19 protein-coding genes are annotated in these 22261 nt (G+C 61.7%); all 19 read left to right on the plus strand.

The features are described from left to right. The first annotated feature begins 38 nt into the window (after positions 1-38). The 19 genes from aroB to gspM all read left to right on the plus strand — a co-directional run bounded on the left by aroB (position 39) and on the right by gspM (position 22254). On the plus strand, positions 39-1136 hold the full coding sequence (aroB, locus tag INQ47_RS06755; protein WP_003249149.1) for a 3-dehydroquinate synthase: 1098 nt from the start codon (positions 39-41) through the stop codon (positions 1134-1136). A gap of 15 nt (positions 1137-1151) precedes the next feature. Further along, a complete protein-coding gene (locus INQ47_RS06760) occupies positions 1152-2735 on the plus strand; it encodes an SPOR domain-containing protein (RefSeq protein WP_404701377.1) in 1584 nt (527 codons plus the stop codon). A gap of 373 nt (positions 2736-3108) precedes the next feature. Continuing rightward, a complete protein-coding gene (gene gltB / locus INQ47_RS06765; protein WP_404701378.1) occupies positions 3109-7554 on the plus strand; it encodes a glutamate synthase large subunit in 4446 nt (1481 codons plus the stop codon). 123 nt (positions 7555-7677) lie between these two features. Then, positions 7678-9096, plus strand: coding sequence for an FAD-dependent oxidoreductase (locus tag INQ47_RS06770; protein WP_003249156.1), 1419 nt, complete (start codon positions 7678-7680; stop codon positions 9094-9096). A gap of 194 nt (positions 9097-9290) precedes the next feature. Then, positions 9291-10355, plus strand: coding sequence for a uroporphyrinogen decarboxylase (gene hemE, locus INQ47_RS06775; RefSeq protein ID WP_101196373.1), 1065 nt, complete (start codon positions 9291-9293; stop codon positions 10353-10355). Between the two features lie 116 nt (positions 10356-10471). Continuing rightward, the gene (locus tag INQ47_RS06780) at positions 10472-10831 is read left to right on the plus strand and encodes a YgiW/YdeI family stress tolerance OB fold protein (RefSeq protein ID WP_252460689.1); all 360 of its coding nucleotides are present in this window, start codon (positions 10472-10474) and stop codon (positions 10829-10831) included. A gap of 106 nt (positions 10832-10937) precedes the next feature. Then, entirely contained in the window at positions 10938-12407 is a 1470-nt protein-coding gene (gbpA, locus tag INQ47_RS06785; protein WP_252460687.1) for an N-acetylglucosamine-binding protein GbpA, read from the plus strand. Positions 12408-12463: 56 nt separating this feature from the next. After that, positions 12464-12976: a cytochrome b/b6 domain-containing protein gene (locus tag INQ47_RS06790; RefSeq protein WP_252460685.1), complete on the plus strand. Its 513-nt coding sequence runs from the start codon at positions 12464-12466 to the stop codon at positions 12974-12976. Positions 12977-13022: 46 nt separating this feature from the next. Then, positions 13023-13475, plus strand: a complete 453-nt coding sequence (locus INQ47_RS06795) for a hypothetical protein (protein ID WP_404701379.1) — start codon at positions 13023-13025, stop codon at positions 13473-13475. Beyond that, entirely contained in the window at positions 13472-15310 is a 1839-nt protein-coding gene (gene gspD / locus INQ47_RS06800; RefSeq protein ID WP_404701380.1) for a type II secretion system secretin GspD, read from the plus strand. The genes INQ47_RS06795 and gspD overlap by 4 nt, the downstream gene beginning before the upstream one ends. After that, positions 15307-16770 carry a type II secretion system ATPase GspE gene (gene gspE, locus INQ47_RS06805; protein ID WP_252460680.1) on the plus strand — a complete coding sequence of 488 codons (1464 nt, stop codon included), beginning with the start codon at positions 15307-15309 and terminating at the stop codon, positions 16768-16770. The genes gspD and gspE overlap by 4 nt, the downstream gene beginning before the upstream one ends. A gap of 2 nt (positions 16771-16772) precedes the next feature. Beyond that, complete coding sequence (gene gspF, locus INQ47_RS06810; protein WP_404701381.1) at positions 16773-17978, plus strand: type II secretion system inner membrane protein GspF; 1206 nt, start codon at positions 16773-16775, stop codon at positions 17976-17978. A gap of 1 nt (position 17979) precedes the next feature. Next, on the plus strand, positions 17980-18426 hold the full coding sequence (gspG, locus tag INQ47_RS06815) for a type II secretion system major pseudopilin GspG (RefSeq protein ID WP_021783689.1): 447 nt from the start codon (positions 17980-17982) through the stop codon (positions 18424-18426). After that, positions 18423-18887, plus strand: coding sequence for a type II secretion system minor pseudopilin GspH (gene gspH / locus INQ47_RS06820; RefSeq protein WP_252460677.1), 465 nt, complete (start codon positions 18423-18425; stop codon positions 18885-18887). Before gspG ends, gspH begins: the two co-directional genes overlap by 4 nt. Next, positions 18865-19248: a type II secretion system minor pseudopilin GspI gene (gene gspI / locus INQ47_RS06825; RefSeq protein WP_392521363.1), complete on the plus strand. Its 384-nt coding sequence runs from the start codon at positions 18865-18867 to the stop codon at positions 19246-19248. The genes gspH and gspI overlap by 23 nt, the downstream gene beginning before the upstream one ends. Then, positions 19235-19828, plus strand: coding sequence for a type II secretion system minor pseudopilin GspJ (gene gspJ / locus INQ47_RS06830; protein WP_404701382.1), 594 nt, complete (start codon positions 19235-19237; stop codon positions 19826-19828). Before gspI ends, gspJ begins: the two co-directional genes overlap by 14 nt. Before the next feature lie 47 nt (positions 19829-19875). Beyond that, positions 19876-20682: a general secretion pathway protein GspK gene (locus INQ47_RS06835; protein WP_404701383.1), complete on the plus strand. Its 807-nt coding sequence runs from the start codon at positions 19876-19878 to the stop codon at positions 20680-20682. Continuing rightward, complete coding sequence (gene gspL / locus INQ47_RS06840; RefSeq protein ID WP_404701384.1) at positions 20675-21787, plus strand: type II secretion system protein GspL; 1113 nt, start codon at positions 20675-20677, stop codon at positions 21785-21787. The genes INQ47_RS06835 and gspL overlap by 8 nt, the downstream gene beginning before the upstream one ends. Next, positions 21784-22254 (plus strand): type II secretion system protein GspM, encoded by a 471-nt coding sequence (gene gspM, locus INQ47_RS06845; RefSeq protein ID WP_404701385.1) that lies wholly within the window; start codon positions 21784-21786, stop codon positions 22252-22254. The genes gspL and gspM overlap by 4 nt, the downstream gene beginning before the upstream one ends. Positions 22255-22261: the final 7 nt, after the last annotated feature.

Here is a 22261-nt window from a genome sequence, read left to right on the forward strand (position 1 = left end):
GCCGGATGGCGCCGCGCCCAAGTACATTGTGGGGATACATGCAGACACTAAAGGTCGACCTGGGCGAGCGTAGCTACCCGATCTACATTGGCGAAGGCCTGCTGGACCAGCCCGAGCTGCTGGCACCGCACATCGCGGGTCGGCAGGTTGCCATCGTTTCCAACGAGACCGTCGCGCCGCTGTATCTCGAACGCCTGAGCAAGGCCCTCGGTGCCTACTCGGTACTGCCAGTGGTGTTGCCCGATGGTGAAGCCCACAAGAACTGGGAAACATTGCAGCTGATCTTCGATGGCCTGCTGACAGCCCGCCATGATCGTCGTACTACGGTGGTCGCTCTGGGCGGTGGCGTGATTGGTGACATGGCTGGCTTCGCTGCCGCCTGCTACCAGCGCGGCGTCGACTTTATCCAGGTACCAACGACCCTGTTGTCCCAGGTCGACTCTTCCGTGGGTGGCAAGACCGGCATCAATCATCCGCTGGGCAAGAACATGGTCGGTGCCTTCTATCAGCCCAATGCGGTGCTGATCGATACCACCAGCCTCAAGACCCTGCCAGCGCGCGAGCTGTCTGCAGGCCTGGCCGAAGTGATCAAGTACGGCCTGATTTGCGACAAGCCGTTCCTCGCCTGGCTCGAAGACAATATGCAGGCACTGCGTGCCCTCGATTCGGCAGCCCTGACCGAGGCCATCCGCCGCTCTTGCGCGGCCAAGGCCGCGGTGGTGGGCGCCGACGAGCGCGAGTCTGGCGTACGGGCCACGCTGAACCTGGGGCATACCTTCGGGCATGCTATCGAAACCCACATGGGCTATGGCGTGTGGCTGCACGGCGAAGCCGTGGCGGCGGGCACCGTGATGGCCCTGGAAATGTCCATGCGCCTTGGCTGGATCGACCAGGCTGAGCGCGATCGTGGGATCCGCCTGTTGCAGGACGCAGGTTTGCCGGTGGTGCCACCACAGGAAATGACCCCGGCGCATTTCATGGAGCACATGGCGGTCGACAAGAAGGTGCTCGACGGTCGTTTGCGTCTGGTGCTACTGCGCCAGATGGGCGAGGCCGTGGTGACCGACGACTATTCGAAAGAGATTCTCCAGGCCACGCTGTCGGCGGATTACCGCGCGATCGTGGCCCAGCTTTGAGGTTGTGACAGCGCAATGACAAGTTTGCATGCCGATGAGGCCTTTCTCGACCATTACCAGTTGAGCCATGATCCATTCGCGCCCCGCGTACCTGGCTTCAAGTTCTTCCCGGCCCAGCGCAAGCCCGTGCTTGGTCAGCTGCACCACCTGGCGCGCTATAGCCAGTTGATGCTGGTGGTCAGTGGCCCATTGGGCAGCGGCAAGTCGCTGCTGCGCCAGGCCCTGGTGGCCAGCACCAACAAGCAGGCTGTGCAAAGTGTGGTGGTGTCGGCCCGTAGCGCCAGCGATGCCTCCAGTATGCTCGCGCAGGTCGCGCAGGAGCTGGGTGTGGCCCAGCCCGAGGTACAGGCGATCCTGTCGAAGGTGGTGCAGCTGGCACTGACCGGGCAGGAAGTGTATTTGCTGGTGGACGATGCGGAACAACTCGACGAGTCGGCACTCCAAGCGTTGCTGGAGTTGGCGGCGGGGGTACCTGAAGGGCGTCCGCACGTGTTTCTGTTCGGTGAGCCATCGCTGATTGCCGGGCTGGACGAACTCAATGTCGAGGAAGAACGTTTCCACATCATCGAGCTTGCGCCCTACAGTGAAGAAGAAACCCGCGAGTACCTGGAGCAGCGCCTGGAAGGGGCTGGCCGGGGCATCGAGGTGTTCAGTCGTGAACAGATCGCCGATATCCATGAAAACTCCGACGGCTGGCCTGGCAACATCAACCAGGTCGCCCGTGACACTTTGATCGAAGCCATGATCGCCAGCCGCTCGACGGCCAAGCGACCAACCATGGGGTTCAAGATGCCTAAAAAACATGTGCTCGCGCTGTCCGCTGTGGTCGTAGTTGCCGTTGCGGCCGCGGTATTGATGCCCAAGAAAGGCGACAAGGCCCCCGCCGAAGCGCCGGCCGCCCAAGCTCAGTTGCCGCTGGGTGACGGTAAGCAGGGCGCTGCCATCGAGTTCTCCGGCTCCTCCCAGCCAATGCCGCTGCCACTGGTTGGCCAGTCGCAGCCGGTGATGCGCGAACCGCTGGCCCAAGCCGCAGGCATGGGCGACGGTGAAGAGGGAAGCCCGGCTGGCGACACCGCGCTGCAGCCTGGCAACCCGCCACCGACCGTAACCACCATTGCCCCGCCACAAGGTGTGCCGGCTGGCCCGGCGCCTGCGCCTGCCCAGCCAGTACAGTCGGTTGCACCTGCGCCGAAGCCTGTCGCAACCCAGTCCGCCAAGCCGGTTGCGCCTGCCAAGCCAGCGCCGACCCAGGTCGCCGTGGCCAAGCCGGCCGCCAAAGCCGCCGAGAAACCAGCAGCCGCTAGCGCTGGCAACGGTGGCTGGTATGCTGGACAGAAACCGGGCAATTACGTGGTGCAGATCCTCGGAACCAGCTCCGAAGCGTCGGCCCAGGCTTACGTCAAGGCCCAGGGTGGCGACTATCGCTACTTCAAGAAAAACCTGCAGGGCAAGCCCCTGTACGTCGTGACTTACGGCAGTTTCGCCAACCGCGACGCAGCGGTTGCGGCAATCAAGAACTTGCCAGCGAAGGTCCAGGCTGGTAAACCTTGGCCACGTACCGTCGCCAGCGTCCAACAAGAGCTGGCCGCGGCCCGCTGATACCTTCCGGGCGGCATCACCCCGCCGCCCAGTAGCTAAGCGAATTCTAGCTTTCGACTAGCCTGCTGCGCCCGAGCGCGGCAGGCTTTTCTGTCCCGGACTGCCGGCCACAAGCCCCTAGTTGCAGTCATGGCTGAAACGCTTCAGACTCGAGTCAAGCCGCTATCACGGCGCATGGCGCAAAAACATTCAAAATTGCGACATAAATTTTCAATGCCGAGACATGAAAATTTGTGGGCATCGCTGTCGCTGTGCAACAATGGTTTTCCATGACCACCGCAAAAAAGCTGGCGTTTGATCGGCGTGGATGGTAAGTGGTTGTTAAAAAAGAGATTTACCTCCGTTGAGAGGTGAACCTGGTGAGAATGTGTCTATGAAAACAGGTCTGTACCATCCCGAAGAATTCAAGGACAACTGTGGTTTTGGCCTGATCGCCCATATGACGGGCGTGCCGAGCCACCACCTTCTGCAAACTGCCATGCAGGCGTTGACGTGCATGACCCACCGCGGCGGCATCAATGCCGACGGCAAGACCGGTGACGGTTGCGGTCTGCTCATGCAGAAGCCCGATCAGTTCCTGCGAGCCGTGGCCCAGGAGCACTTCGCTGTCGAGCTGCCCAAGCAGTACGCCGTCGGCATGGTGTTCTTCAACCAGGACCCGGTCAAAGCCGAAGCTGCCCGCGCCAACATGGACCGCGAGATCCTCGCCGCCGGCCTGAAACTGGTCGGCTGGCGCAAGGTGCCGATCGACACCAGCGTACTCGGCCGCCTGGCCCTGGAGCGCCTGCCGCAGATCGAGCAGGTGTTCATTGGCGGTGAAGGCCTGAGCGACCAGGAATTCGCCATCAAGCTGTTCAGCGCCCGTCGTCGTTCGTCGGTGGCCAACGCCCATGACGCCGACCACTACATCTGCAGCTTCTCGCACAAGACCATCATCTACAAAGGCCTGATGATGCCGCGCGATCTCGCGGCGTTTTACCCAGACCTGGGTGACGAGCGCCTGCAAACCGCGATCTGCGTGTTCCACCAGCGCTTCTCCACCAACACCCTGCCGAAATGGCCGCTGGCGCAGCCGTTCCGCTTCCTCGCCCACAACGGCGAGATCAACACCATCACCGGCAACCGCAACTGGGCCGTGGCTCGTCGCACCAAGTTCGCCAACGACCAGATCCCCGACCTCGAAGAGCTCGGCCCGCTGGTCAACCGCGTCGGTTCCGACTCGTCGAGCATGGACAACATGCTGGAGCTGATGGTCACCGGTGGCATCGACCTGTTCCGTGGCGTGCGCATGCTGGTACCGCCGGCATGGCAGAACGTCGAGACCATGGACGCCGACCTGCGCGCCTTCTACGAATACAACTCCATGCACATGGAGCCGTGGGATGGCCCGGCCGGTATCGTCATGACCGAAGGCCGCCACGCGGTGTGCCTGCTCGACCGTAATGGTCTGCGCCCGGCGCGCTGGGTGACCACCACCAATGGTTACATCACCATCGCCTCGGAAATCGGCGTATGGGGCTATCAGCCTGAGGAAGTGCTGGCCAAGGGCCGTGTCGGCCCGGGCCAGATCCTTGCCGTGGACACCGAAACCGGCCAGATTCTCGACACCGACGCCATCGACAACCGCCTGAAGTCGCGGCACCCATACAAGCGCTGGTTGCGTCAGCACGCTACGCGTATCCAGGCGACACTGACCGACGACCAGGGCGTGGCCAGCTACGACGCTGACCAGCTCAAGCAATACATGAAGATGTTCCAGGTTACCTTCGAAGAGCGTGACCAGGTGCTGCGCCCGTTGGGTGAGCAGGGCCAGGAAGCCGTTGGTTCGATGGGTGACGACACGCCGATGGCCGTGCTGTCGCAGCGCGTGCGTTCGCCGTACGACTTCTTCCGCCAGCAGTTCGCTCAGGTGACCAACCCGCCGATCGACCCGCTGCGCGAAGCGATCGTGATGTCGCTGGAAATCTGCCTGGGTGCCGAGCGCAACATCTTCCAGGAGTCCCCGGAGCACGCTTCGCGGGTAATCCTAAGCTCGCCGGTCATCTCGCCTGCCAAGTGGCGTTCGCTGATGAACCTGGAGCGCGAAGGCTTCGACCGCGAGCTGATCGACCTCAACTATGAGCAAAGCGTCGGCCTGGAAGCGGCCATCCGCAACATTGCCGACCAGGCCGAAGAAGCTGTGCGTGGGGGCAAGACCCAGCTGGTGCTGAGCGACCGTTATATCGCCCCGGGCAAGCTGCCGGTGCACGCTTCGCTGGCCGTGGGTGCCGTGCACCACCGCCTGACCGAAAAGGGTCTGCGTTGCGACAGCAACATCCTGGTGGAAACCGCTACCGCCCGTGATCCGCATCACTTCGCCGTGCTGCTGGGCTTCGGTGCCTCGGCCGTTTACCCGTACCTGGCGTATGAAGTACTGGCTGACCTGATTCGTACCGGCGAAGTGCTGGGCGACCTGGATGAAGTGTTCAAGTACTACCGCAAGGGTATCTCCAAGGGCCTGCTGAAGATCCTGTCGAAGATGGGGATCTCCACCATCGCTTCGTACCGCGGTGCACAGCTGTTCGAGGCCATCGGCCTGGCCGAGGAAGTGGTAGGCCTGAGCTTCAAGGGCGTGTCCAGCCGCATCAAGGGTGCGCGCTTCGAAGACCTGGAAAACGACCAGAAGCTGCTGGCGGCCGAAGCCTGGAGCGCGCGCAAGCCGATCCAGCAAGGCGGCCTGCTGAAGTTCGTCCACGGTGGCGAATACCACGCCTACAACCCGGACGTGGTCAACACCCTGCAAGCCGCCGTGCAGCAGGGCGACTACGCCAAGTTCAAGGAATACACCACGCTGGTGGACCAGCGCCCGGTGTCGATGATCCGTGACTTGCTCAAAGTGAAGGTGGCCGACCAGCCGCTGGCGCTGGAGCAGATCGAGCCGCTGGAGGCGATTCTCAAGCGCTTCGACTCGGCGGGTATCTCGCTGGGTGCACTGTCGCCGGAAGCTCACGAAGCGCTGGCTGAGGCCATGAACCGCCTGGGCGCGCGCTCCAACTCTGGTGAAGGCGGCGAAGACCCGTCGCGCTATGGCACCATCAAGAGCTCGAAGATCAAGCAGGTGGCCACCGGCCGTTTTGGTGTGACCCCGGAGTACCTGGTCAACGCCGAAGTTTTGCAGATCAAGGTTGCCCAGGGCGCCAAGCCCGGTGAGGGCGGCCAGTTGCCGGGCGGAAAGGTCAACGGCCTGATCGCCAAGCTGCGTTATGCGGTGCCGGGCGTGACCCTGATCTCGCCACCGCCACACCACGACATCTACTCGATCGAAGATCTGGCGCAACTGATCTACGACCTCAAACAGGTCAACCCGCAGGCGCTGGTATCGGTCAAGCTGGTAGCCGAAGCGGGCGTGGGCACCATCGCCGCTGGTGTGGCCAAGGCCTATGCCGACCTGATCACCATCTCCGGTTACGACGGTGGTACCGGTGCTTCGCCGCTGACCTCGATCAAATACGCCGGCGCCCCTTGGGAGCTGGGCCTGGCGGAAACTCACCAGACCCTGCGCGGCAACGACCTGCGCGGCAAGGTGCGGGTGCAGACCGACGGTGGCCTGAAAACCGGCCTGGACGTGATCAAGGCGGCCATCCTCGGTGCCGAAAGCTTCGGCTTTGGTACCGCGCCAATGATTGCCCTGGGCTGCAAGTACCTGCGCATCTGCCACCTGAACAACTGCGCCACCGGCGTGGCCACCCAGAACGACAAGCTGCGCAAGGACCACTACATCGGCACCGTCGACATGGTGATCAACTTCTTCACCTTCGTCGCCGAAGAAACCCGCGAGTGGTTGGCCAAGCTGGGCGTGCGCAGTCTTGGTGAACTGATCGGCCGTACCGACCTGCTCGATGTGCTGCCAGGTGACACCGAACGCCAGCAGTACCTCGACCTGTCGCCGCTGCTGGGCAGCTCGCACATTCCGGCGGACAAACCGCAGTTCTGCGAAGTCGACAAGAACCCGCCGTTCGACCTGGGCGAGTTGGCCGAGAAGATGGTTGATATGGCCATGCCGGCCATCCGCGACCAGGCGGGTGGCGAGTTCAGCCTCGACATCTGCAACTGCGACCGCTCCATCGGTGCGCGTGTGTCGGGCGAAATCGCCCGCCTGCACGGCAACCAGGGCATGGCTGCGGCGCCGATCACCTTCCGCTTCAAGGGGACTGCGGGCCAGAGCTTTGGCGTGTGGAACGCCGGTGGCCTGAACCTGCACCTGGAAGGCGACGCCAACGATTACGTCGGCAAAGGCATGACCGGTGGCAAGGTCACCATCGTGCCGCCAGCCGGCAGCCCGTTCGAAACCCAGCACAGCGCCATCGTTGGCAACACCTGCCTGTACGGTGCCACTGGCGGCAAGCTGTTTGCCGCAGGTACTGCGGGCGAGCGCTTCGCTGTACGTAACTCCGGCGCCCATGCTGTTGTCGAGGGCACTGGCGATCACTGCTGTGAATACATGACCGGCGGCTTTGTCTGCGTTCTGGGCAAGACCGGTTACAACTTCGGTTCTGGCATGACTGGCGGCTTTGCCTACGTGCTCGACATGGACAATAGCTTCGTCGACAAGCTCAACCACGAGCTGGTGGAAATCCAGCGTATCAGTGGCGAAGCGATGGAGGCCTACCGCAGCCACCTGGCGCGCGTCCTTGCCGAGTATGTGGATGAGACCGGCAGCGCGTGGGGGCGTGAGCTCTCGGAGAACCTGGACGACTACGTGCGGCGCTTCTGGCTGGTCAAGCCGAAGGCAGCCAACCTGAAGCAGCTGTTGTCCAGCACCCGTGCCAACCCGCAGTAAAAACAGCTGCAAGTGGCAAGCCTCAAGCTGCAAGTAATGGCAGTGCGAGGTTTGCCCGGCTTAAGTGATCGTCTTGCGGCTTGCAGCTTGTAGCTTGCAGCTGCTGTAAAGAGGTTTTGAAAAATGGCTGAACGTCTGAACAACGACTTCCAGTTCATCGAAGTGGGCCGAAAGGACCCGAAAAAAAAGCTGCTGCGCCAGCGCAAGAAGGAGTTCGTGGAAATCTACGAACCGTTCAAGCCGCAGCAGTCCGTAGAGCAGGCGCACCGCTGCCTGGGCTGCGGTAACCCGTATTGCGAGTGGAAGTGCCCGGTACACAACTTCATCCCCAACTGGTTGAAGCTGGTCTCCGAAGGCAACATCCTGGCCGCGGCGGAACTGTCGCACCAGACCAATACCCTGCCCGAAGTATGCGGCCGTGTTTGCCCGCAAGACCGCCTGTGCGAGGGTGCCTGCACCTTGAACGACGGCTTTGGCGCGGTGACCATCGGCTCGGTGGAGAAGTACATCACCGACACTGCCTTCGCCATGGGCTGGCGTCCGGACATGTCCAAGGTCAAGCCAACCGGCAAGCGCGTCGCCATCATCGGCGCCGGCCCGGCGGGCCTGGGCTGCGCCGACGTCCTGGTGCGCGCTGGGGTAACCCCGGTGGTGTTCGACAAGAATCCGGAAATCGGCGGCCTGCTGACCTTTGGCATCCCCGAGTTCAAGCTGGAAAAGACCGTGCTCAGCAACCGCCGCGAAGTCTTCACCGGCATGGGTATCGAGTTCCGCCTGAACACCGAGGTGGGCAAGGACGTGACCATGGAACAGCTGCTCGCCGAGTACGATGCAGTGTTCATGGGCATGGGTACCTACACCTACATGAAGGGCGGCTTCCCGGGCGAGGACCTGCCGGGCGTGCATGACGCACTGGACTTCCTGATCGCCAACGTCAACCGCAACCTGGGCTTCGAGAAGTCGCCGGAAGACTTCGTCGACATGCAGGGCAAGAAAGTGGTGGTGCTGGGCGGTGGTGACACCGCGATGGACTGCAACCGTACCTCGATCCGTCAGGGCGCCAAGGCGGTGACCTGTGCTTATCGTCGTGACGAAGCCAACATGCCGGGTTCGCGCAAAGAGGTGAAGAACGCCAAGGAAGAGGGCGTGAAGTTCCTCTACAACCGCCAGCCCATTGCCATTGTGGGGGAGGACAAGGTCGAAGGCGTCAAAGTGGTCGAGACCCGCCTGGGCGAGCCTGATGCCCGTGGCCGCCGCAGCCCTGAGCCCATCCCGGGCTCCGAAGAGATCCTGCCGGCAGATGCCGTGGTGATCGCCTTCGGCTTCCGCCCGAGCCCGGCGCCGTGGTTTGAGCAGCATGGCATTCAGCTGGACAGCCAGGGCCGTGTGGTTGCCCCGGAAAAGGGCAAGTTCAAGCACCAGACCAGCAACCCGAAGGTGTTCGCCGGTGGCGACATGGTGCGTGGTTCTGACCTGGTGGTGACTGCGATCTTCGAAGGGCGTACGGCTGCCGAGGGTATCCTGGACTACCTCGAAGTCTGACGTTCGACCTATTCGCGGGCATGCCCGCTCCCGCAGGGTTAAACGCAGAACCCATGGGAGCGGGCATGCCCGCGATGCTTTTGTATACAAAATTGCTTGATCTATGGCATCCAATAGACAAAACACATGGCCATGGCCGTGCCTTTTGCGCTGGTGTCTGAGAAAATGCCCGCACTATTTTTCCGGATGCCGACATGACTGCCCTGAAGAACGATCGTTTCCTGCGTGCACTGCTCAAGCAACCTGTAGACGTCACCCCGGTGTGGATGATGCGCCAGGCCGGCCGCTACCTGCCGGAGTACCGCGCCAGCCGCGCCAAGGCCGGTGACTTCATGAGCCTGTGCATGAACCCGCAGTTCGCCTGCGAGGTCACCCTGCAGCCGCTGGACCGCTACCCGCTGGACGCAGCGATCCTGTTCTCGGACATCCTCACCATTCCCGATGCCATGGGCCTGGGCCTGTACTTCGAAACCGGCGAAGGCCCGCGTTTCAAGAAGGTCATCAGCACCCCGGCCGACATCGAAGCGCTGCCAGTCCCGGACCCACAGAAAGACCTTGGTTACGTGATGGACGCGGTCAGCACCATTCGCCGTGAGCTCAATGGCCGTGTGCCGCTGATCGGCTTCTCCGGCAGCCCGTGGACGCTGGCCACCTACATGGTCGAAGGCGGCTCGTCGAAAGACTTCCGCAAGACCAAGGCCATGGCCTACGACAACCCGCAAGCCCTGCACCTGCTGCTGGACAAGCTGGCCCAGTCGGTCACCAGCTACCTTAACGGCCAGATTCTGGCCGGCGCCCAGGCCGTGCAGATCTTCGACACCTGGGGCGGCAACCTGTCAGCGGCGGCCTACCAGGAGTTCTCACTGGCCTACATGCGCAAGATCGTCAGCGGCCTGATCCGCGAGCACGAAGGGCGTAAGGTGCCGGTGATCCTGTTCACCAAGAACGGCGGCTTGTGGCTGGAAAGCATTGCCGAAGCCGGTGCCGACGCGCTGGGCCTGGACTGGACCTGCGAGATCGGCGACGCCCGTCGCCGTGTGGGTGACAAGGTGGCGCTGCAAGGCAACATGGACCCGACCGTGCTGTACGCCAAGCCTGAAGCCATTCGCAAGGAAGTGGCGCGCATCCTGGCCAGCTATGGCCACGGCACTGGCCATGTGTTCAACCTTGGTCATGGCATTACCCCGGAAGTCGATCCGGAGCATGCCGGTGTGTTCATCAATGCTGTGCACGAGCTGTCGGCGCAGTACCACCAGTGACTTGACGCACTGCACAGTAAACCCGGCTTCGATGCCGGGTTTTTTGTGCATTAAGTTTTAATTCAGCGATCGTCGTTAATCTGGTCCCATCGAAACCGAAACAGGACCCGATCCTCATGAAAATCCATTATCTCGCACTGATCCTCGCCCCGCTGTTCAGTACCGCTGCACTTGCTGGCAGCTATACGGGCCCTGGTGCCCAGCCAGTTTCCACAGTAGCTGCTGCCAACGATGCCGCCGATGATACTCCGGTGGTGCTGCAGGGGTTCGTGACCCAAAAGATCAATAACGACGACAAGTACGAGTTCAAGGATGACACGGGCACCATTACCGTCGAAATTGACGATGAAGATCTCCCGCAGACACCGTTCAACGAAAAAACCAAGGTCAAACTGACTGGTGAGGTGGAGAAGCACCTGATGAGCAGGGAGGTCGATGTAGATGTTGTCGAACTCCTCACCCCAGTTGGGCAATAGCAGCACGTGCGACGAGCTAATTCCTACATATTGATCCCTGGCGCGTAAATAGACTGGGCCACTCAGTCGGACTTGCTGGTGCAAGTCCATTACGCCGGGGGGCATCATGAGTACAACAAAGAATGTGCGAAGGCTGTTGGCTACCAGTGTGTGGGTAGCAATGGCCGGTGCGGGTATACAGGGACAATTGGCCTATGCCCATGGTTATACCAGCGAGCCGCCTTCGCGCGCCTACGCCTGTCGCTTGGGGCAGAATACCGAGTGCGGGGCAGCGACGTACGAGCCCCAGTCCGTCGGAGAAACCGTTAAAGGATTCCCTGCAAGTGGCCCTGCCGACGGCAAACTCGCCAGTGGCGGAGAACGAAATGACTTTGCTCCGCTCGACGAGCAGTCTGCCAATCGTTGGCACCTGACCACTATCAAGCAGCGCGACATTACCTTCGAGTGGTATTACACAGAAGGGCACAAGACAACCGGTTGGGAATACTTCATCACCAAGACCGGTTGGAATCCCAACGCACCCTTGGCACGCGATGCGTTCGAGTTGGCGCCTTTCTGCAAGGTAGATGGGTACGGCAAGCCGGCACGCGGCGAAGGTCAACCCACCGTCGGGCCATCTCCGGTCAAGCATCAGTGCACCTTGCCGGCAGACAGGTCGGGGCACCATGTCATCATGGGTGTCTGGACTGTCGATGATACGGCCGCCGCGTTTTACAACGTGATGGATGTGGATATCCAAACTGATGGCGGCCCTGTTCCGCAATGGCCACAAGTAGGCGCCATCAACCCACATCGGGACTTGCAGATTGGCGACAAGGTGAAGGCCCGTGCGTTCGTGGCGGGCTCAGAGAGCGCACCTTACAGCGTGAGTATTGCCATCGAGAACGCTGAAGAAGGCCTTGCACCTAACTGGTCGTACAAGCTCGCCACGCGTATCAATGAAAGCCAGTCGCTGGTACAGGCAGGTCAACCCGATCAAGAAGGCAATATCACGCCGGTTCAGGGCGCCAACAATATCTATGCAAAGCCTGAAACAGGTATCAGCAGCTATCAGTTGGACTTCGAAGGTGTGCCTTCGGATGACAGCTATCTGCACCTGCATGATCTCAAGTCGGAATATACCCTGACTGATGGAAAGGCGGCGCTGGACTTCACGGTGATGACCAACCGTAACTTGCAGGTGAGTGCGCGGCTGTACGATTCAGCCAACCAGCAGGTCGGCTTCGTCCGTCAGCAAGTGGATGCCACCACCAGCCCGATTTCTCTGCCGGTAGCCAGTGTCGAAGGCGAGCACCTGCTCAAGGTTGTCGGTGTCAATAAAACCGGGCGCATATTGCTTCAGGAAGAGCGCAAGGTTCAGTTGAAGACGGCCGGGGGTGAAGGCTACGACTTCGAATTCCCGCAATCGCTTGCCAGTTACAAGGCAGGAACTCGCGTCCTGCAACCGAAAACTGGCGAGGTGTTCGAGTGCAAGCCATTCCCGTATGAAGGCTGGTGCAAGATCTATTCGGAAAGTGCCAGTCAGTATGAGCCAGGTGTGGGCAGCAACTGGCAAGACGCCTGGATCAAACGCTGAGGAGATCTGGCCTGGCAGCCTGAGTTGGGCTGCCGGGCCAGGCTCGGGAATTTTCGATGTCGCAAGATAAATATGCTTGGCAACAGATTGTGTTGCACTGGATCTCTGCCCTGATTATCGGTTGGGCGCTGGCGAGTGGTTTCTATGTTTCCCTGGTCGAGGTCCAACCCTCCAGCGCTGACTTCATCGGCTTCGTGAATGTTGGGCTGACCACGCTTTTTATCCCGGTTTTTCTCATGCGTTGGCTGCTTCGCGTGTGCATGGCCAGGCCAGGCGCGGTACACCAGAGTGTCGTCGGGCGCCGGGTAGCTCATTTCGTCCATGAAGGGCTGTACTGGCTCACGGCATTGGTTCTGCTGTCTGGTGTGCTGATGATGGACCGACCGATCGAGGTGTTCGGCTGGTTTGCCATCGCGCCCTTGCTGGTTGACCCTTCATGGCTGGATGCCTGGCGCAAGTTGCACGTTGCAGCAAGTACGTTGCTTGCTGGCGCCATGTTGCTGCATGTCGTAGCGGTGGTAATGCACGAACTTTCGGGTCGACGCATCATTCGGCGGATGTTGCCTTGAGTCGATGAAACGGTTGGGGCATTGGGCCTGGGCGGCGATACCTGTGATGACGATGGTGGCGCTGGGCATCCGCGAAACGGTACGGCCATGGTCGTTTGAAGCTGAAGTGCCCGAAGGTTTCGCCCACAGCGCACCTTTGGAAAAGCCGCTCTCCACGGCATCACTGATCCTGGCCTTCGGTCTCAGCTCGCCTGACGGGCAACCTGCTGGCCGAGCTGATCTGGTGCTCAAGGCATGCTTCATTCCCAGCCGTGGCGAAGCGCGTGCGCTTGTGGGCAGCCGGGACGGTGACGCCCTCTATCGGGTCGGCGACCGGTTGCCGGACGGCAGTGTTGTGCGCCGTATCGAGGTGCGCAGCATCACGCTCTGGGACGGCAGCGTCGAACAAAGCGTGGCGATGTCCGGCAGCCGCCCCAGTGTCTTCCTTACCTCTGGTAGCGCGGCTGTGGCTGGCCCTGCTCCAGCAGATCCACCCCGCTTGCTGCGGGAGGTGCAATGACATTTCAACGTTTTTTGCAGGTTGCCTTGGTCGGCACTTGCCTGTCTGTGGCCGGCACGTTGGCATTGGCAGATACTGCAACCTGGCAGTTGGCGATGAGCGATGCCGATGTGCGCGATGTCGTACGGGAAGTCGGGGCGATTCTGGATCAGACGATCGTGCTCGACCCTCGCGTGCAGGGGCGTATCACCGTGCTATCGAATGAGCCGCACGATCGCGAGGGCGTTCGTCGGCTGTTTTATTCAGTCTTGAATGCGCAGGGTTTTGCAGCGGTGAACGATGGCGACCGCTTGCTGGTGCTTCCAGCCAGCGAAGCCAAGGTATGGGCGAACCAGCAAGCCGACGCGATCCCAGCTGCCTTCACCACGCGGGTGTTCAGCCTGTCGGACAGCATTGCCGCCGATCTGGCGGGCTTGCTGCGGCCGTTGGTATCGAGCAATGGCTACATTGGCCCGTCCAGTTCTGCCAATGCCTTGGTGGTTACCGACTCGGCTGCGAACCTGGACCGCTTGCAAGCCTTGGTGGCACAACTGGACAGCGGTCAGCGACATGACTATGAGCTGGTGACGTTGCGTACGGCACAGGCTGCTGAAGTATTGCCTGTCGTCGAAGCATCGGCCGGTGGCCCCGATAGCGGTGTACGGGTGCTTGCAGATGTGCGCGGTAATCGCCTGCTTGTTCTCGGTCCGGAAAAGTCCCGGCAACGTATGGCGCAGCTGGCTCGTGACCTGGATGTGGCGGCACCGACCTCTTCGCAAAACTGGCGGGTGGTGCGCCTTCAGCATGGCAATGCCGAGCAGTTGGCCGAGGTACTGAACGATGTAGGCAAGCAACTGGATGGCAAGGCCTATAGCGAGAGCCCGGTCCCGGCGTTGGCGGCTGGGGTAATGGTCAAGGCCGATGCCAGTCAGAATGCGCTGCTGCTGTTGGGGGAGCCACGCATGCTCGACAATGTGGCGCAAATGATCGAGCAGTTGGACCAGCCCCGCGCGCAGGTGCTGATACATGCAGCCATTGTCGAAGTCAGCGGGGATATCAGCGAAGCCCTGGGCCTGCAGTGGGGAGTCGATACCGGCAGCCTGAAAGGCGGCGTGACCTTCCCCGACAGCGGGGCTGCTTTCGCTGATCTGTTCGACGCGGACAAACTGTTGCCCAGCGGCGCAGCGCTGGCCATCGGGTCGGACAGGTTTGGCCTGCTGGTGTCGGCTCTGGCCAGCAACAGCCGAAGCAACCTGCTTTCCACGCCCAGCCTGCTTACGCTGGACAACCAGGAAGCGCAGATTCTGGTGGGCCAGAATGTACCGTTCAAGACCGGCTCCTACACCACTTCCGGCAGCGGCGCGGACAACCCGTTTACAACCGTGGAACGCAAGGATATCGGTATCAGCCTCAAGGTTCGCCCGCATATCAATGAGGGCCGGAGCCTACGCCTGGAGGTTGAGCAGGAAAGCTCCGAACTTGCCCCCAGCACCGTCGAAGGCGACCTGATCACCAGCAAGCGAACGCTCAAGAGCACCATCCTTGCCGCCGATGGCGAGATCATCGTGATCGGTGGGTTGATCAAGGACAGCGTGCGTACCGAGCAGCGAGGGGTGCCACTGTTGAGCCGCATACCGCTGATAGGCGGGCTTTTCCGCTGGAGCCGGGACATTCAGGAGAAGACCAACCTGATGGTCTTCCTGCGGCCTACCCTTTTACGTACCCAGGCTGAGCTGATCGATTCGGGGCGCCGCGCTTACCGTGATGTGCACTCAGCCGATCCGCAGCGTATGCCTCGGGAGGCCCGCGAGCTGTTCGAAACCCGGCCTGTCCCTACCCGGGAGCCTGGCTCTTGAACCCTGAGCTCTCATTCGGCTTTGCCCGGCGCCACGGCATTCTGCTGGACCGGCAGGCGGCAGAACCGGCCGTTTTGATGCGCGACAGCGCCTCGCTGCAGGTGCTTTCTGAGGTGTTGCGCGTGACAGGCAGTCACTGGCCGCTGCGTCTGGTCGATGAAGGGCATTTTGCCGAGCGCCTTGCCGCTTGCTATGGCGGTACTCAGGACGCTGCCCATACCGTCATCCAGGGGCTGGATGAGCAGATTGACTTGCCACGCCTGGCGCAAGCCTTGCCGCAGTCATGCGACCTGCTCGACCAGCAAGGGGACGCGCCGATTATCCGCTTGCTCAATGCCTTGCTCAGCGAGGCAGTCAGGTCGCGCGCCTCGGATATCCACTTGGAAACCTTCGAACAACAGTTGCGGGTACGCATGCGTATCGACGGCGTCATGCGTGAGGTCCTGTCGCCGCCACGGGCGCTGGCGGCGCTGTTGGTGTCGCGTATCAAGGTCATGGCGCGACTGGATATCGCCGAAAAGCGTGTGCCCCAGGATGGCCGCATCAGCTTGCGCCTGGCAGGCCATGAGGTGGATGTGCGGGTGTCGACGTTGCCCGCCGCTCACGGCGAGCGCGTTGTGCTGCGGTTGCTGGACAAGCAGGCAGTGCGCCTGGATATCCAGCACATGCAAATGGAGGCTTCGGTGAGCAAGGCCTTCCTCGCCATGCTGGACAGGCCAAATGGCATCTTCCTGGTGACAGGACCAACCGGGTCCGGCAAGACCACAACGCTTTATACGGCGCTTTCGGTGCTTAACCGGGAGTCCCGCAACATTCTTACTGTCGAGGATCCGATCGAATATCACCTGCCCGGCATAGGCCAGACCCAGGTCAACACCAAGGTGGACATGACCTTCGCCCGAGGTCTTCGGGCGATACTTCGCCAAGATCCGGACGTTGTGATGGTGGGCGAAATTCGTGACCGTGAAACTGCCGATATTGCCGTGCAGGCATCCCTGACCGGGCATCTGGTGCTCTCGACCTTGCATACCAACAGCGCTTTGGGGGCCATCACGCGGCTGGCGGACATGGGCGTCGATACCTGCCTGCTGGCTACTTCCCTTGCCGGCGTCATGGCTCAGCGGCTGGTGCGGGTGCTGTGCCCGCACTGCAAGGCTGCTTGTGTGGTCGATGATGCCATGGCCAGTGCCCTGGGCTACCCCAAGGAGCTGCCGGCGCATGTCTACCAGGCGGTGGGGTGTGAACAGTGTCAGCAGGGCTACAGCGGCCGCCTGGCGTTACACGAGATGGTGGTCGTCGATGAACAGTTGGCCCAGGCGATTCACGCCCGGGCGTCACAAGCGACCATGCGCGAAATAGTCCGTGGCGACTCAGCCAGCCTGTTTCAGCATGGCGTGCAAAGGGTCTGTATGGGACAGACCAGCGCCGCAGAACTTTTGCGCGTGACTGGCCAGGACTGAGCATGGCGGTTTTCAGCTTCATCGCACGGAACAATAGCGGCGTTCGTCAGCGCGGCTGCATAGAGGCCAGTAGTGCGCAACAGGCCCGGCAGCAGCTGCGTGATCAGGGCCTGTTCGTGCTCAAGGTCAAAGCGGCCAGGCAGTCTTCATTTTCCATCGTGCCCGTGCGCAGGCGATTGACGCTTGCCCGGCGGTGCCTGTTGACGCGTCAACTGTCGACCCTTTTGCAGGCGGGCGTGCCGCTGACCGAGGCGCTACAGGCGGTGGCTGCCCAGAACGGTCAACGGCAGGTCCGGCAGGTGTTGCTCGGGGTCGCTGAGCGGGTAGTGGAAGGCAATACGTTTGCAGATGCACTGGCGCACTACCCATTGGCATTCCCGGTTGTCTACCGCGCAACCATAGCTGCCGCAGAGCGCTCCGGGTACCTGGCTGCCGTGCTTGAACGGTTGGCCGAGCATGGCGAACATCAGCAGGCGTTACGCCAGAGGGTACAGCTGGCGATGGCCTATCCCGCGATCCTGATGGTGGTATCGCTGTTGGTGGTGGGTTTTCTGCTCGGTTATGTAGTACCGGACGTTGTTCAGGCATTCAGTCGTGACCACGCCCAACTTCCGCTGGCGACACGGGTATTGATCGCGCTCAGTGACGCGGCCGGGCGCTATGGGGTGATCGCAGTGCTGGTGCTGGCTGCGCTGATCGCATCGATTGCCCTGGCATTTCACCACCCCGCACGCAAACGGCAATGGCATGCCCTGGCGTTGCAGTTGCCCGGCTATGCCGAATTCGTTCGCACCCGTGAAGCCGCCCGCTTCGTCAGTACCCTGGCAATTCTTGGCCGTAGTGGCGTCGTGCTCGTGGAAGCAATGAGCATTGGCGCCGGGGTTGTCGGCAATCTGGTGCTACGGGAACGCTTGCTGACTGCCGTGCGCGAAGTGGCCGAAGGTGCAACGCTGGCCAGCAGTCTGGCGCGCAGTAAAACCCTGCCTGCGCTCATGTTGCACATGATTGCCAGTGGTGAGCGAGCAGGGGAACTGGACAGCATGCTCGAGCGCGCTGCCGACCTTCAGGAAAAGCACCTGGCAGGTCGTATCTCGTTACTGGTCAGCCTGTGCGAGCCCCTGATGCTGCTGGTGATGGGGGGCATCGTGCTGTTCATCGTCCTGGCCATTCTGCTGCCTATTCTCAACCTCAACCAACTGGTCAACTGACATGCTCAATGGCTCTGCACGTCACTCGCAACGTGGCTTCACCCTTATCGAAATCATGGTCGTAGTCATCATCCTCGGTGTACTCGGAGCGTTGGTGCTGCCCAATGTCATGAGCCGCCCAGACCATGCCAAGGTCACGGCGGCGCGCACCGATATTCAGTCCATTTCCACTGCACTGGAGATCTACCGGCTGGATAACGGGCGTTATCCGACCACGGCTCAAGGCCTCGAAGCGCTGGTTCGGCGCCCAAGCGTGGCGCCTCTGCCGCGTCAGTGGAACGCCCAGGGCTATCTCAAGCGCGCTGCGTCAGACCCTTGGGGGGCGCCTTACCGGTACGCAAGCCCCGGAGTGCGCTCGGGCCAGGGCTATGACCTGTACTCGTTAGGTGCCGATGGCCAAGCGGGTGGTGAAGGCTTGGATACAGACATCGGTAACTGGGACGAATGATCCGGCGCCGCTCCCAGGGTTTTACCCTCCTTGAATTGCTGTTGGTACTGGTACTGGCAGGTATCGTCATGGGCATGAGCGGGTTGATGGTCGGGCACGATCCGCAACGGACCGCACGCCAGGAGGCCGGGCTGTTCCTGCAGGTGGTTCAACAGGCCAGGCAGCGAGCAGTGCTCGAGGGGCAGACCCTGGGTATTCGCATCGACACTGACGGCTACCAGTTGATGTTGCGTACGGGGCAAACCTGGATGCCGACGGGGCAGCGCCGTAGTTTGAGCCTGAGCCTGCGGCTGGAGATCGACGGGTTGCCGGCAGGGCTTTCGAGGCACGGCGAAACAGCACAACTCACGTTTGCCAGCAACGATGAGTACACCCCGTTCCTGTTGTATTTCCTTGAGGCAGGTGTGCGGCTTGCCCATGTATCGAGCGATGGCCTGAATGACCCCCAGCTTCACCTCTGAACGCGGATTCACGTTGCTGGAAGTGCTGGTGGCGTTGGCGATCTTTGCCGTACTGGCTGCGGCCGTGACTGCCGCCAGCCAGCACGTGTTGGTGCAAACGCAGGGTGCCCATGACCGGTTGTTCGCAAGTTGGATCGCTGATAACCGTTTGACCGAGCTTGGCCTTAACCCACTGCCCGTTGCAGGGCAGCGCGCCGAGACAGTCGTTTTTGGCCAGCGCACCTGGTTCGTGCGGGAGTCGATGCATCACTTGGCCGATGTGGGGTTGATCGAAGTATCCATCACTGTGGGGCTGGCTGCAGATCGCACGGTGCTCCACCAGGCCACGGGCTGGCTGGAGGGTGGCAATGCTCTGCCATGAAAGCAAAACGGCGGGCCGCCAGCGGGGCTTCACCCTGCTGGAGCTGTTGCTGGCCATTGCCGTATTTGCCCTGCTGGCTCAAGGGACGAGCCAGTTGGTGGCAGCAGTGTTACAGACGGATACGGTGCGTCAGCCCCAGGCAGCTGAATTGCGAGCCCTTGGCCGGGCGATGAGCGTAATGCAGCGAGATGCCTTGCAGGGTTATTGGCATGCGGGCAAGGCAAAGGGCAGCGGTCATGGCGTGACGCTGGAAAAGCATCGGGTGAGCTGGGTACTGGGAGCGGAGCGTGACAGCCAGCCGCTACCACGCAGCGATCTGAGGGTCGTGGAGTATTGGTTGGCGGAAGGTGTGCTGTGGCGCCAACGCCGCGGGCTGGAAAATGGCCAGGGCCAGCCTCAGCGCCTGTTGGAGGGGGTTGTCGAGTTGCGTTGGCGCATGCATGCAGCCGATGTGGGCTGGCAGCCCGAGTGGCCATCGGTCCACACCCGGCAACCACCGCAGGCGCTTGAGGTGATGTTGTCGACCAAACGATTGCAGGCGATACGCCGCGTGCTGCCGCTGGCCGGGGGCACTCTGTGAAAAGCGCGCAGCAGCGTGGCCTGGCGCTGGTTACCGTGCTACTGGCGATGGCGCTGTTGTCGTTCCTGGTGGCCGGGATGTTGCGCAGCCATCAGGGAATGCTGGGCAGTGTGGGCCAGCAGATTGACGCATCGCAGTTGCTGAAACTGGCGCTGGCCGGGGAGCGTCATGCGCTGGGGCATTTGAAGCAGCAGGTTGTCACTGTGCTTCAGGTGACCCATCTCGGCCAGCCCTGGGCGCGCCGCCGTCAGCTGAGTCTTGGTGAAGGCCAGCTCCGCTATCGCCTGGAAGACCTTTCAGGCCGGTTCAACCTCGCTGCCCTGACGGTGAACGGGACACCCAATCCAGTCTTGCTCAAGCGCTGGAAACGCCTTTGCCGGTCATTGAAGATCGAACCTCCAGCGCTCGATCCGCTGCTCGGGCAGCCCATGCTCGACCCTTCCCAACTGCGTGCGCTACCAGGCATGGATGCTCAAGCCGTGGCGCGGTTGCAGCCTTGGGTGACAGCCCTGCCGCGCACAGCAGGGCTGAACATCAATACGGCTTCGGCACGGCTGCTGGCGGCCCTTGAAGGTGTGGAGCTGTCTGTTGCGCGGCAGTTGGTAGGCGAGCGCCCCGAGCATGGCATTCCCACCGTGCAACGTTTTCTGGCACTCCCCTCGTTGGACGGCCTGGGCGTCGACAGTCATGGTTTATCCGTGACGAGCCGATGGTACCGCCTGGAGGTTCAGGCAGAACTGGCAGGCAGGCGGATGTACCTCTACAGCGACCTGGAAATCGATTTGGACACGCATCAGGTGCGCGTCATGCGACGTTCATATTCTGCACAACCGGAGCAAAGGCCAGATGAGTAGGCATTACCTGTTTTTACTGGCCCAAGGCATGCCTGCCGCGGGCCGGCAGTGGCCGGTGCTGCTGTACACGGCGCAAGGCGAACAATGCCGAACCACTCTCGGGGCGCTACCTACTTGGTTGGCGGGTACTGCCGTGGTACTGGTGTTGCCGATGGAGATGGCCGGATGCTGCAAGCTGGACCCGGTGCCGGGCAGGCGGCCGACGCGCGAGTCGCTGGCCTACGCTGTCGAGGAGCAGCTTGCTGAGGCACTGGAAACCTTGCATTTGGCATTCGGTCCCCCAGACGCAGGTGGTTACCGGCAAGTTGTGACAGTCGCGCTGGAGGAGTATCGACACCTCATGTCGATGTTGCAGGCACAGGGCATCGACCCGGTTGCGGTGCATGTAGACGCCGACCTGTTGGGCACTGAGGAGGCTTGCGCGCTATGGTTCGAGGGTCGCTGGCTGTTGGGTGGGGCGGACGGTACGCGCCTGGCTGTCAGTGAACAGCACGCTCATGTGTTGTCGCGCCGCTTGGCTCCCCGGCTCTGGCTGGCCGAGCCGGGTTCGCCTGGCGAGGCTTTGAGCGACAAGCATGTCGCCAGTGCTGTTGGCAGGCTGGTGGACGGGGGTGGCACTGCGGTGGACCTGCGCCAGGGCCCGATGCGTCGACAGCGTAGCAGCCCGCCTTGGCAAGCCTTGGGCGGTGGCATGCTGGCAGCGCTGCTGCTGGTGTGTCTGGCTGATTACCTGCGTGCTGACTGGCTGCAGCAGCAAGCCTCACTGCAACATGCCGAAAATGTGCAGATGTTCGCGCGCTGGGCTCCCGGGCAGGTGCCCGGCGCTGACCTGGCCGCTCAGGTCCAGGCTCTGGAGCAACGGCCTGGACCACCGACGGCTGTCGAGCGGTTGGCGATGTTTGCAGACCCGTTGGCAGGTGTTGGCAACGTTACGATCGAGCACGCCGAGGCCAAGACCTCAGAGGGTTGGACCATCGACGTCGTCGCCCAAGGTTTCGATGATCTGGAACGCCTTCGCCAGCGTGCCCCAGGGGTGCGGATGGGGCACGCACGGCAGGTCGGCGAAGGTGTACGGGCAACCATCTCCTGGCTGGAGGCTGAATGAAACGCTTGAACAAAAAGGCGCTGGCGCAGCAGTGGCAGCAGATACCGGCTGCCAGGCGAACGATTTTGACGCTGGCACTTTGGGCTGTGGGCCTGTTGATTGTCTGGCAGCTGGCCTGGTTACCGAGCCAGACCCGTTTGCGTAATGCTGAGGCTCACCTTGTGCAAGAACAAGCGTTGGCTGCGCTGTTGAAGCGTGTTACCCAACGCCAACCTCAGTCGGCTGGCACTTCCGAACCGCTCACGCCTGCCAGTTTGAGCGAGCGTGCACGGCTTGCCGGCCTGCATGTTGCGGGCCTGGAGGCCAGGGAGGGGCAACTGGATGTCAGCCTGCAAGGCCCGCCAGCTGCTGTGTTGAGCTGGTTGCATGCCCTGGAACGGGGCGGTGGACAGGTTCAGCGCCTGCAGTTGCAGGCTGTGGATGAACAGTTGCAGGTGCAGTTGGCTATGGCGCTGGCTGAAGGCTGAAGTCCGT

It is taken from the genome of Pseudomonas sp. 3HC3, assembly GCF_044904505.1.
GTDB classification, from domain to species: domain Bacteria; phylum Pseudomonadota; class Gammaproteobacteria; order Pseudomonadales; family Pseudomonadaceae; genus Aquipseudomonas; species Aquipseudomonas putida_Y.